We start from the raw sequence: 12,095 nt of genomic DNA on the forward strand, positions 1-12,095 counted from the left end.
ATTTGAATAAATATAAATTTTGAAGTATGTATATTACTAGGGTGTGTCATTTTTTTACACCTAAAAAAAGCAACCAAAGCAACAAAAAAGCAACCAAAAATCTGAATGCAGGTGAATATCGGTGAAATCGAAACATTATACAAGTGTGAAAAACCTTGCTATAATGGGCTTTGTGATTACATATGAAAGAGGGTAAAAGCATGAACGCTTACGACGAATGTAAGGGGTTAGGTTTCGGGAGAACCTTGATATATCAACGTTTATAGAGGATAAATGAAGCTGATTTTGCAAAAAAGCAACCAAACAGCAACATTTATCCTTTTATTGTTGTGAAACAGATTTATTGGGGTTTAATCATTCAATAGGGCGGTGAATTTAGCATGCATTTTTTTAGACGCATTTTCGCGCATGCCACCTGTTACATGAAGGTAAATTTTTGTCGTCGTATCGGAGTTTTTATGACCTACACGATTCATAATGTAATTCAAGTCCACTTCAGCTTCTGCCAAAAGACTAATGTGCGTATGACGTAAAATATATGTGCGGAATGGCTTATCAATATTCGTTCTTGAAGCAATTCGTTTAACAGCTCTATTAAGCATTTTAACGGTAGTAGGGAAGCCATCTTGCTCACCAAATACATACCCATGATCTTGCCATTTGCTCAGTTTACGGAAAGCGATAAGTTCTTGAATTTTCTCGACTACAATATCATCAATGTCAATAATTCTAACACTTCCAATTGTTTTGGGGGGCGTTAATTCAAAGTCCTTTTTTCGATCACCTTTCGCATAATTAGTCTTGTTAATGCGAATTGTTTTATTGTTCAGGTCCACATCCTCAAGTTTGAGGGCAAGTGCTTCACTAGGACGCATGCCCGTAAATGCGATTGTGTAAATGATTGTGCGATAAGCGATATTAGGATATTGATCTGTTTCTCTTAAAAACTCCTTTAATTCTTCAGCTTCTAAAAATAACTGGCTTACATCTTGGCCACTCACTTGTTCCAACGTCATTTTCTTTTTTGGAATGAATGCACCATCTACTGGATTAATCTCAATAAGACCAACTTCTTTTGCATAGTTGAACATCATCTTAGCAGCGTTTTGAATGCCTCTAAGAGTAAAATAGGCGCAGCCTTTTTCAAATAAGTCATTAATGACATTTTGATAGCGAACAGTTGTAATATTAATTAATTTGTAATCCGCTAAGTAACGATTGAGGACAGATAAACAGTACTCTCTATATTTAACAGTGGTTTCTTTATTTCCTTTCAGACGATAGAGAGTAAGCCATTGGTTATAGAATTTTGCAAAACGTATTTCTGGATCAATCGTAAATTGATGTTTTAATGCAGCAACACCTTGCTTTACTTTTTCCTCAGCTTCCTTTTTGGTTTTACCACGTCTAGTAACTTGCCTACGTTTGCCTGTAATAGGGTGACGAGGTCCTTCTCCAATACATCGCCAAGTATGTTTGTCGATTCTCTCACAAAACATAAAATCACCTCTAAATGGAAAGTACGGATACTTTTATCTTCCCATAGCAAGCAGTAATTTCAACATTTCCTGCTGTTCCAATATGGAACATAGAAACGTTTGTTTAAGTATTGTGTTAAACGCTTCAAAGCAAATTCATATTCAACATTAAATAACTCCTGAAGTTTGACCACGGTTTGAGGCAAATAATCATATAGCTGTATTTCATCCAACATAAAGGTAGGCATACAGGCATGATACATAAAATTATTCGCTTTATATTCTTGGTATTCACGGAAGAGGGGATACATATAGAACTGATCCCCGGTATGTAGTAACACATGTGCAAGCTCATGACAAAACTCCTGCCATTGTTGTTGTTTGTTAAGCGATTCGTTTAAGAATATGTATGGCTTATCTTTTGAAAATAACGCTTGGCTTGGTTCAGACCAATAAAATACTCTTAAGCCTAATCGTTGAGACACTTCTGTAAAATTTAATAATGAGGGGAGAATGATTCCTAATCTTGTATAAAATTGCTGAATAAAGTCTTCAAGATGCGTATAATAGGGCATTAACAATCAACTCCTTAATATAAAGGGGACATATGTTCTTTTTTGCAGTGAAATAAATCCCTACTTATTACATATAGTAGGGATCGTTGAAATTAGTCAATATAACAAAAAGATTGTGGAGGCTTTAAACCTTTTTTTAGATCACTTAATGTTAGTGGGTAATCATATTCAATTACATCTTTGAACTTAATAGCATAACCTGACTCTTTATCATGAAAGTAGGATTTGAAAAAATCATACTTAATACCAGATTTATCTTTAGTCTCATCCCAAAGTGCGTCAATATCTAAATTAAGTATTTCTTCAATTTTAATTTCCCCAACTACTTTTCCAATTGGCATTGTACAATAAACAACAATAGTCTCAATTGTATTATCTTTAAAGATAGTTCTTCTGTATTCGAATTTTTTTTCACCTGAAAAAATCTTTTCAACAAATTCAGGTTTAATTGACAATAATACTTTCATTAACCTCACCTAGTTCTAATATTTTACCGAATTGATGTTCGGTTAAATGTATTATACCCCAGTATGTTCCCCTGTCAATCAAAGCTTCATTAATAAGTTTTTGTCGTATAGGTCTTTTTGGTAATGCATAGCAATATAACATTTTAATTATTATCATTGACCTACGTGTATTGAAATATTCAGCTCTAATTTCATCATCTGTAAAAATACTTGTTTTACTACAATAGTCAATTACTTCTTCCACGTTAGCAAAATCTTCACGGGTCTTAACTTCTACTGCAACACATAAACTAGTAGCTACTGCCGAATATTCAGCTGATTTATTTTTTTCTGCAGTTCGGTATATTACTATGTTATCACCCGGCCTAATGTTTAAAACATTATCCATTCTACAGATGTACACTTTTTCTATACTATTAGAATAGGAAACATCTTCTATAACTTGAGCGGGGTTTTCTGTATTTAAAATAGAATCTGGGAATAATCGTGTATGAAACTCTGGCCAAATACTTAATAAATGTGATTTTACATCGCGTTTAATTAAAGGGTAATTACAACGTAAAGTTAATGAAGAATCATAATTATCTTGAGAAATAGATTTTACCATAACATCTTCTACACCATTTTGGGTTGTCTTGGTAGCGGTTTTTACAAAACCATATGCTTGTAATAGCTTTATAAGGTGTTCATGTTTAGGAAAAACAGTGACATAAAGTTCGTTGGTATTATTTAAAACAGCATAATCTATAGCTTTTTTAATAAATCGATCTCCAAATCGAGTACCTCGTGAATCTATTTTTAATGTACCAATCTTAATTCGTTTTTTAGATGGTAAAGGGGGAGCGAATGAAGAGTGATCTTCTTCTTCAACTTTAAGATATAAAAATGCATGGATACCACCATCATATTCAAATAGAAATGCACGCTCATTTCCTTTCCGTATAAACCAGTCTTCAAATTCAGTGTAGTCAGCTTTTAAAGAGTCAAAGAATGGATCATCTAAATTTATATCTTTAAATAAACGTGAAGTAAAAAAGTCAGTTCGGCTCATTTGGATCTCTCCTTTTAATATAGGTTTCTGCAGCAATTGAATTTTCAAGAATGATTAAAGGAATTTGTAGGGTATTACAAACTAAAATAGCATGTTCCTTTTCACATTTTTGTAGTTCGGAAATTTTTTCAGTTGATAATAGTTCTTTGCCATCGCGTGTGGATATTCGGTTATAAATAACATTTGGATGCTCTAATAGTAAAAAAACTTTTGTAATATTTAAATTTTTAAAGGTTGTTAAAGGTATTTTTTCGATTGTTTCGTTATCTTTTAATAAAGTAAAATGTCCATCTAAAATAAAAAGTTTTTCTCTAACATTTTGTTTGATTGAATTTACTAGTACCTCTTGATTGCTATTCACATCTGATACTTTTTTATCTACAAAGAATAATTTTTTGTCAAAAGTTTTAATTAAGTGACTTGCAGAATAATGAGGGAGATTTATACTATCTTTTAATCTATTAGAAAAATAAGATTTACCTACACCATGAACACCACTAACAAAAATACACTGTTTAATAGAAATCACCTCCTCTCAATCTAGGTATCTTTATAAAGTAGTACTTTACATGTAAGACAGTAAATAATATAAAACATAAATGAATAATACTACCAATAATGGTGCGTTTAAAGGACATGTATATGCCATGTCCTTCTAATACAAATAATTATTCTACTATTTGAAGATTAAAATAAAAATCGTTTATTTGACTTTCTCCAAATAACGATTACAATCTCCACTATCCTTCAAAATCTCTCACATCTTACGGTGCTCCTGTATAAATCCCTGGTCAATTTTTGTAGAGTAAGGTCATTGACGAAGACTTGCTATGTAGTTACTTTTTTACTTATAGAGTTAGTAAGTATTAGCATGTGAGAACTAGGTAGAGCGTCTGACTTAAAATAATTAGCTAATTTTCAAGTATTAAATTATCAAGTTCATTAGTTATATTAATAATTTAACTTGCCTTGTCTAGCTATTTTTAAGTCAGCCACTATTATATATTTGATACCTAAACTAATTTGTCACTTCTACATAATCCTGAACAGTATTAAGGATTTGTTCACTGTAATTCAGTAAATCAATCGGGTGTACAAAGTCAAGAACAGTGCGTTCTTTGTCGGTAGCTGCGTCGTTTAGGACGATAAAGTTTCTGTTTTTTTCGAAAAATACGCGCATAATCCATCTTCGGATATTGTTATCAATAATAATATTGAAATAACTTCGATTATCTCGGTAGAATACACGTTCAGGTGCTATTGTATCTTTAAGAATTACCTTTACAATCGAATAGGATTCAAGTTCTTCAGGTGTTGTTACAATACCATCGTCTTTTACCGGTTCTTCTTTTGTTTCTTCATTGTTTGGATCCGGAAGGGTTACACGTACTTTACTATCTCCAGTTGATTTAAGGGCAGCGTTTAATTTATCGTTTACCTTTTCGTTTACAATTTGTTTTAATCCTTTTGAAATAATCGGTGTGAATTTTTCTAACGCATTTTTTGTTTTTAAACCATCATAAATTTGATGTACAAGGAATTTTACGAATTCTTCATCGGGAGTATCGAATTGAACGGATAAATAGCTTTTTAAGGCGTTTAAGTATTTAAGGTCAGAAGCGGTACTTGAAATATTTTCAAGATCAAACGTTTCTTTTCGGAATTTTGCGATTTCTTGGATGTGAATATCTCGTAGCTCTAAAATGTTAAATGTAAAGAAAGGTGTTGTATCCATCTTATTTGGCTCTTCTAAATCAGTAAAAAATTTGTATACGATACCGTTTGTAAGAATGCCAAATTTAGCGGAAGTAGTACCGAAATAACGGAATAATTGAGAGTCATGTTTTGTAAGGTTTTCGGCAATGCTCTTACACTCAATTAAAATCATAGGGGCGCCATCACTTAATATCGCGTAATCAACTTTTTCACCTTTTTTAATACCAACGTCGGCTGTAAACTCTGGGCTGAACTCTAATGGGTTGAAGATGTCGTAGCCTAAAATTTGAAAGAACGGCATCACTATGGCTGTTTTTGTAGCTTCCTCTGTCGATATTGAATCTTTTAAACTGTCAATACGTTTAGCTAAATTTTTTAATTGTTCTACAAACTGTTCCATATGTATCCCTCCAATTATGTAGTTACATTTGACTTGCGTAAATATAACTAGGTAAATGATAAAAAAATATTAATTGCCCAATATAGTATATATTTTACAAATAGGGGTTGTTTTAAAGGACATGCAAGCATGTCCTTATTTGATTTCACCGCTATCCTTCAAAATCTCCCACATTTTACGAAGCCTTTGTAAATCTTCCTCACGATTCTTAGGTAAATCCTTATACCATTTTTGTAAAGATGGGTCGTTGGCGAAGGCTTGAAAAGAAGCTTCGTCTTTTTCTTGTGGTGTGAGTGCTATTTTATCTGTACGACCTAGTAGGTAGTCAGTACTGACTTCAAAATAATCGGCTAACTTAGAAAGCGTTGAATTGTCAGGTTCACCTAAATTATTTTCATATTTTGCATAGCCTTGTCTAGTGATGCCTAGTAAGTCAGCCATTTCCTGTTGGGTCTTACGTTGCTGGGTTCGTAGAGCTTTTAATCTAATTGAGAGCATTTTACTAATTGTACCTTTAGTGGTTTGAACTTGTATCGCAAGTTGTTCTTGTGTAAATTTTTTTGCCTTTTTGGCTATCTTCAAGCTGTGGTCTAACATTCGATCACTCCTTTGACATATGTAATAAACTAGAGAAGTAAAAAATATTCCTTCTAAAAATATTTTACATACAGAAGTGTCATAACGAATATACAATTGGTGTTACTTTACTTTATCTCACCATTATCCTTCAAAATCTCCCACATTTTACGTAATCTCTGTAAATCCTCTTCGCGATTCTTAGGTAAATCCTTGTACCATTTTTGTAATGAAGGATCGTTAGCGAATGCTTGGAATTCAGCTTCGTCATTTATGGATTGAGTATGAGGGTTTTTAACGTCACTTTCACATAAAATATATGCGACACTAACGCCATATTTTTCAGCTAATTTTTGTAGGCTACTTATTGAAATTTCATTGCGACCTTGTTCGTAATAACCATAGGCACTCTCAGAAATATTCAAGAATTTAGCAATATCAGCTTGTGTTAATTTGAATTCTTTTCTTAATTCCTTAAGTCTTTGTGGGACATTAGGCATGGTTACACCTCTTTCGCATATGTAAGTACATTATACAACTAATAGTTGGGTAATTAGGTAAATAAAAAACAAATACAACAAAAAATCCGATTTATTGTTGACTCACAACATTTTGTTGTGTAAAATAAAAACAACAAAATGTTGGGGAGGTGATGATTTGAGCCATTCTACTTGTCGACATAGGTTAGTAGGTCTTCGTAAAGAAAAAGGTTGGTTACAAAAAGATGTTGTTGCGAATTTGCTAAAAGAATACAACATATCAATCACTGAAAGTTACTATGGAATGATCGAGCGAGGAGTTAGAACACCCTCGTTAAAAGTTGCTTTAGCGATTGCAGCATTATTTAATGTTGAACCAATTGATATTTTTTTAAATGTTAAAACAACATTTTGTTGTATTTAGGTGAGTGAGAAAACAACTTAACGTGGAACTTATCAAGATTGGTAAGTGATTTCATTGAATGGAATTAATCATATTCAATCTACTACTAGCTTGCAGATTGGAAGACTTCAAAAATAGGAGGTTATTTATGAATCCATTACAAGTAATCGTACATGACAATCAGCGTGTGTTAACAACAAATCAATTGGCTGAGAGTTATGAAACGGATGTAAAAGTCATTTCGAATAATTTCACTCGGAACAAAGATCGGTATATAACTGGCAAACACTTTATTCATCTTTCGGGTGAGGACTTAAAACAATTTAAAGCCATTCATCAAAATGATGAAAGCCTTAAATTTGCTTCTTCGTTATACCTTTGGACAGAAAAAGGCGCATGGTTACACGCAAAATCTCTTAACACCGATAGAGCGTGGGATGCCTATGAAAAACTAGTGGACGAGTACTACAACATGAAAGAAAAGATTGTGCCGTTATCAAAAGACCAAGCGCTTGTCACAGTTCTTCGTACTACTGCAGATTTGGTTGAAGATACGCAGGAGATTAAAAAAGAACAACACGAAATCCGTAAAGAACTGTTACTTATCAATGAAAAGGTTGAAGAGCAAATTACCTTAACATCGGGTGAACAGCGTGCTGTACAAAAGGCTGTAGCGACAAAAATCTATGAGTGTGAACAAGACACAACACTTCGGCCAAAACTCTTTCGTGAATTATATCGTGAAATTAAAGACCGGTTTGCTGTAGCCAGTTATAAGGATATTCGTCGTCAGGATTTACAACTAGCGCTACGATATATCAATTCTTGGATTCCTCGAAAAGTTTCATTGGAAGAGGCTGCCGGGCAAAGCAGCCTATAGATTGGAGGGCTGGTAATGTTTAGCGAGGATTTTAAGGAGAAAATGATGCTTGAGTTTCGCACGATGATTCGTGAGGAGATGGAAGCAACTTTACAGGGGACATATGTACAAATTCAACAGTTGCCACCGTTTTTAACGAAAGAAGAGTTAAAAAAATTGCTTCGAATTGCGGATACAAAGGCTTCAGCGTTGCTTGCAAGAGCAGATTTTCCGGTATTGCGAGAAGCGGGTGTTTTAGTACCCTCTCACTTATTTATTCAATGGGTAGAAGCCAACACACAGTGGATTGATTTAAATACAGGGTTAGCCCCTAATTCACTAAAAGCATTAAGACCAATTAAGCCCTACGTACTTACTTAAGTGATTGGGCATACAACCTCTTGACACTATTTTACCTCAACTATCAACAACAATTGGTTCTGCTTTTGCTATCCCTTGTTCCGCCTTGGAACATTGAGAGGAGGTGAGACCAATGTCATATGGAGCAATTTTAAAAGCGCTACGAGTAAAAGCCAATCTCACACAACAAGAACTAGCAGACAAACTACATCGCAGCCGTTCGTGTATTTCTAAGTTTGAAAAAGAAACTAAAACCATTGATATGCCTACATTTATGCAATGGATACAAATTACGGATGGACAAGTTGCAGCGGCTGCCATGATGTTTGGAATGGATACTTTATCAATCATTAATCAATTATTACCGTTTATCGGAGGAGGTTTTATATGGTGGATGTCATGACAATAATCAAGCATCGAAAGGCGATATACGGAGCAATAGGAGCAATTGAATCCAATTTAATAATGGAAGATTACGACTTAGCTATTGAAAGAGCCTATGACATTATCAGAAGTCTGAAAGCTTTAAAAGCCCATCAAAAAATAGATTTAGCAGAAGTAGATAGAGTGATAGATCACATCCAGCAGTGGGAGGTACAAGATGTTCAAGTTTAAACGATGGAGTAAATTGTCGTTACAACAACGTCTAGTGTCGGTCGGCAATTGGTGGTGCCGATGGTGAAGTGGTTAGTGGATTACTTTTACATGCCAGACGATGGCCGTGACCACCGCCACAAAGTGTTCTGTGTGAAGTGTGGTCTAATCATCATCGCCATTGGTGTACCAGTAGTTATTGCTTGTTGGCAATAAAAAAGCTGCTTAATCGCGGGAACGATTAAACAGCAGTGCGGTTTTGTCTACACATAGTATACCACAATAATCGACGTTTGCGAGTCGCAACTCGCTCTCGTCAAGCAGTTTGTAAAAAGGGTTGGTTAGCCGGCTCCTCAATTGATTTTACAAGCTGCTTGATGGGAAAGTCCATCAGAAAGAAGGTGAGGACATGAATCTTCAAGTTGAGAATCCAATGGTATTAGGAACACTCGAAACAGTTAATCGAGTATCGACAAATCACTTGGTTGAGAAAGAATTTCGGGATTTTTATGGCAGTTTAATAGTAAGCAATGACGATTACATGGAGTTTCAGAACGGTGATATTGTTCACATGGATAACATTCACACGTACTTAGAAGAGCACTTTAAAGCTTCATTTTGCACAAAAAAATAAACCACTACTCGCAATAGTGGCTTAGAAAAAACATTAATTATCGTTATTTTAACACAGGAGGTTAAAAGAATGGAAGCAGTATCTACTTTAAAGATGGATCGTATTGAATGGCTCCAACTACGTAAAAGCGGTATCGGTGGTTCAGATGCATCAGCAATTCTTGGATTTAATCGCTGGAAGTCAGCGTTTCAGTTATTCATCGAAAAGACATCTGAAATGGTTGAAGAAATCGACAATGAATTTGTTTACTGGGGCAATGTGCTAGAAGATATTGTTGCACAAGAATTTGCAAGACGAACACGTAAAAAAGTACAGCGTGTGAATCGTATGCTACGACATCCTGATTATCAATTTATGATAGCTAACTTAGATCGCCGAATCGTTGGAGAGAGAGCAATCCTTGAATGTAAAACAACATCTACGTACAACAAAGATGCCTGGGAAGGTGACGAAGTACCAGCAGCATATATTTGTCAGTTGCAACATTATCTAGCGGTCACTGGATTTGAAAAGGCATATATTGCGGTTTTGATTGGTGGGAACAATTTTGTGTGGAAAGAAGTTGCCCGTGATGATGAATTTATTGAGTTAATGATCGAGCGAGAAAAAGACTTTTGGCATAACCATGTCCTTGCTAACGTACCTCCGGCGATTGATGGTAGTTCATCTGCTAGTGAGTTTTTAGCCAAAATGTTCCCTCAGGATGATGGTTCAGCCATTATGTTGGACGAGCAGATGAACACATTAATTGAGGCGATTGAATCATTAAAAAGTGAAGAAAAACAACTTGAAAACCAACGTAAAGAATATGAAAATCAACTAAAAATAAAGCTTGGTGAGGCCGTGGAAGGATATTCGAATCGATTTAAAGTGACTTATAAAACAATTACAACTAATCGAATTGATAGCAAGCGATTAAAGGAAGAACAACCGGAGCTATATAAGAAATATTGCAATGAATCATTATTTCGCCGTTTGTCGATTAAGGAGGCGAATTAAACATGGCAACTACAAATGACTTAAAAGCGCAAATACAAGGTCAAGTACAACAAGGTCTTACACCAGAACAATCATTAAACAAATTGTTAAAGCGTATGGGTCCTCAAATTCAACGAGCATTACCTAAACACATGGATGCTGATCGTATTGCACGAATTGCCTTAACAGCAGTTCGTGCTACACCAAAACTATTAGAATGTGACCAAATGAGTTTTCTAGCAGCACTTATGCAATCTGCTCAACTAGGAGTGGAGCTAAATACAGGGCTAGGACAAGCTTATTTAATCCCATATGGCAAACAAGTACAGTTCCAGTTAGGTTATAAAGGTTTAATTGATTTAGCTGTTCGTAGTGGTCAATATAAAGCCATTTATGCGCATGAAGTGTATAAGGAAGATGAATTTTCGTTTGCATACGGATTACACAAAGATCTTGTACATGTACCTTCGACAAATCCAGAAGGCGAACCAATCGGTTACTACGCTGTGTACCATTTAAAAAATGGTGGATACGACTTTGTTTACTGGACAAGAGAACGTATTGATAAACATGCTCAACAGTTTTCGCAAGCCGTTCAAAAAGGTTCGACAAGCCCTTGGAAAACTAACTATGACGCAATGGCTAAAAAAACTGTACTAAAAGAAGTATTAAAATATTCTCCTAAATCAATCGAGTTGCAGAAGGTAGTAGAGGCTGATGAAACGATTAAGAACGAGGTATCGGAGGATATGAGTGATGTTATTGATGTCACAGATTATTCAATCATTGAAGCAGAACCAGTTCAAGAGGAAAAGATAATTGAACAGTGACGTACCACACAAAGTCCTTCTGCCTGCTTGGATCTTTCAACAGGCAAAGGATAACGATCAAATCAAACGTTTGGTGTTGCAATACATGATTAGATATCCAAACTATCGAATTATCAAAATCAAGGGTAGTTTTGCGGTGTGTGAAAGATTAGAGGGGTTCTTATAAAAACGATATGTAAAGGTGACATTTAGAGTTAGGAATTAAAGTATTAAATTCCTTTGTTGTTACGAAGTTCTACTATTGTTCCTTCAGGTGCTTTTATTTTGCATAAGCTACCATTCTCAACATGGTAAATTATTTCATTATTCTTCATTAAGAATTCAGTGTCTAATTCATGAAGGCGAGATACTTCTGATTTTAAATCTTCTACCCATAAACAAAAGTGAACTAGACCCAGGGAATTTGTGTTTACGTCACATAGTATTTCATTTTGTTTTCCAGTTTGCAGTTCAATATAAAAATCGCCCAATTGAATCCATGTATTAAAATTGCGTCCGTGAAAATCAGGTGATTCTTGTACTACTTTAAAACCCAGTATGTCTGTATAGAATTTTAACGATTCGGTGTATGTATTGGTTTGGATGCATAAATGATGCACGAAACTTTTATTCATAAATTACCTCTTTTCAGTGGATAAATGATGTTCAAATAAATAGTTCATTACAATATTATATCAATTTGGTTTAAGGAATAA

18 protein-coding genes are annotated in these 12,095 nt (G+C 34.6%); 9 read left to right on the forward strand and 9 right to left on the reverse strand.

Annotation, left to right across the window (positions count from 1 at the left end):
* Positions 1–350: 350 nt before the first annotated feature.
* The 8 genes from FC748_RS04925 to FC748_RS04960 all read right to left on the reverse strand — a co-directional run bounded on the left by FC748_RS04925 (position 351) and on the right by FC748_RS04960 (position 6,763).
* Positions 351–1,499, reverse strand: coding sequence for a site-specific integrase (locus tag FC748_RS04925; protein ID WP_108030158.1), 1,149 nt, complete (start codon positions 1,497–1,499; stop codon positions 351–353).
* Between the two features lie 59 nt (positions 1,500–1,558).
* The gene (locus tag FC748_RS04930) at positions 1,559–2,053 is read right to left on the reverse strand and encodes an ImmA/IrrE family metallo-endopeptidase (protein ID WP_108030159.1); all 495 of its coding nucleotides are present in this window, start codon (positions 2,051–2,053) and stop codon (positions 1,559–1,561) included.
* Positions 2,054–2,145: 92 nt separating this feature from the next.
* The gene (locus FC748_RS04935) at positions 2,146–2,520 is read right to left on the reverse strand and encodes an ASCH domain-containing protein (RefSeq protein WP_108030160.1); all 375 of its coding nucleotides are present in this window, start codon (positions 2,518–2,520) and stop codon (positions 2,146–2,148) included.
* Complete coding sequence (locus FC748_RS04940; protein ID WP_108030161.1) at positions 2,498–3,571, reverse strand: GNAT family protein; 1,074 nt, start codon at positions 3,569–3,571, stop codon at positions 2,498–2,500. The genes FC748_RS04935 and FC748_RS04940 overlap by 23 nt, the downstream gene beginning before the upstream one ends.
* The gene (locus FC748_RS04945) at positions 3,558–4,100 is read right to left on the reverse strand and encodes an ATP-binding protein (RefSeq protein WP_108030162.1); all 543 of its coding nucleotides are present in this window, start codon (positions 4,098–4,100) and stop codon (positions 3,558–3,560) included. Before FC748_RS04945 ends, FC748_RS04940 begins: the two co-directional genes overlap by 14 nt.
* Before the next feature lie 489 nt (positions 4,101–4,589).
* The gene (locus FC748_RS04950) at positions 4,590–5,687 is read right to left on the reverse strand and encodes a type I restriction endonuclease (RefSeq protein ID WP_193768787.1); all 1,098 of its coding nucleotides are present in this window, start codon (positions 5,685–5,687) and stop codon (positions 4,590–4,592) included.
* Between the two features lie 135 nt (positions 5,688–5,822).
* Positions 5,823–6,284: a helix-turn-helix domain-containing protein gene (locus tag FC748_RS04955; RefSeq protein WP_238600162.1), complete on the reverse strand. Its 462-nt coding sequence runs from the start codon at positions 6,282–6,284 to the stop codon at positions 5,823–5,825.
* Between the two features lie 107 nt (positions 6,285–6,391).
* Positions 6,392–6,763: a type II toxin-antitoxin system RelB family anti-toxin gene (locus FC748_RS04960; RefSeq protein ID WP_108030164.1), complete on the reverse strand. Its 372-nt coding sequence runs from the start codon at positions 6,761–6,763 to the stop codon at positions 6,392–6,394.
* Between the two features lie 157 nt (positions 6,764–6,920).
* Between FC748_RS04960 and FC748_RS04965 the strand changes: the two genes are divergently transcribed.
* The 9 genes from FC748_RS04965 to FC748_RS05000 all read left to right on the forward strand — a co-directional run bounded on the left by FC748_RS04965 (position 6,921) and on the right by FC748_RS05000 (position 11,400).
* Complete coding sequence (locus FC748_RS04965; protein WP_108030165.1) at positions 6,921–7,166, forward strand: helix-turn-helix transcriptional regulator; 246 nt, start codon at positions 6,921–6,923, stop codon at positions 7,164–7,166.
* A 127-nt stretch (positions 7,167–7,293) separates the two neighbouring features.
* Positions 7,294–8,025, forward strand: a complete 732-nt coding sequence (locus FC748_RS04970) for an ORF6N domain-containing protein (RefSeq protein WP_108030166.1) — start codon at positions 7,294–7,296, stop codon at positions 8,023–8,025.
* Positions 8,026–8,040: 15 nt separating this feature from the next.
* Positions 8,041–8,385, forward strand: coding sequence for a DNA-binding protein (locus FC748_RS04975; RefSeq protein ID WP_238600164.1), 345 nt, complete (start codon positions 8,041–8,043; stop codon positions 8,383–8,385).
* A 112-nt stretch (positions 8,386–8,497) separates the two neighbouring features.
* On the forward strand, positions 8,498–8,767 hold the full coding sequence (locus tag FC748_RS04980; protein ID WP_108030167.1) for a type II toxin-antitoxin system RelB family anti-toxin: 270 nt from the start codon (positions 8,498–8,500) through the stop codon (positions 8,765–8,767).
* Entirely contained in the window at positions 8,752–8,979 is a 228-nt protein-coding gene (locus FC748_RS04985; protein WP_108030168.1) for a hypothetical protein, read from the forward strand. Before FC748_RS04980 ends, FC748_RS04985 begins: the two co-directional genes overlap by 16 nt.
* A 60-nt stretch (positions 8,980–9,039) precedes the next feature.
* The gene (locus FC748_RS22390; protein WP_279633372.1) at positions 9,040–9,174 is read left to right on the forward strand and encodes a hypothetical protein; all 135 of its coding nucleotides are present in this window, start codon (positions 9,040–9,042) and stop codon (positions 9,172–9,174) included.
* A 193-nt stretch (positions 9,175–9,367) separates the two neighbouring features.
* Positions 9,368–9,592, forward strand: coding sequence for a YqaI family protein (locus FC748_RS04990; RefSeq protein WP_108030169.1), 225 nt, complete (start codon positions 9,368–9,370; stop codon positions 9,590–9,592).
* Between the two features lie 69 nt (positions 9,593–9,661).
* Positions 9,662–10,591, forward strand: coding sequence for a YqaJ viral recombinase family nuclease (locus FC748_RS04995; protein WP_108030170.1), 930 nt, complete (start codon positions 9,662–9,664; stop codon positions 10,589–10,591).
* Positions 10,592–10,593: 2 nt separating this feature from the next.
* Entirely contained in the window at positions 10,594–11,400 is an 807-nt protein-coding gene (locus tag FC748_RS05000; RefSeq protein ID WP_108030171.1) for a phage-derived integrase/recombinase RecT, read from the forward strand.
* 209 nt (positions 11,401–11,609) lie between these two features.
* Here FC748_RS05000 and FC748_RS05005 read toward each other — a convergent pair whose 3' ends face one another.
* The gene (locus FC748_RS05005; protein WP_108030172.1) at positions 11,610–12,014 is read right to left on the reverse strand and encodes a VOC family protein; all 405 of its coding nucleotides are present in this window, start codon (positions 12,012–12,014) and stop codon (positions 11,610–11,612) included.
* Positions 12,015–12,095: the final 81 nt, after the last annotated feature.

Source organism: Lysinibacillus sphaericus (assembly GCF_005217585.1).
Lineage (GTDB): Bacteria > Bacillota > Bacilli > Bacillales_A > Planococcaceae > Lysinibacillus > Lysinibacillus sphaericus.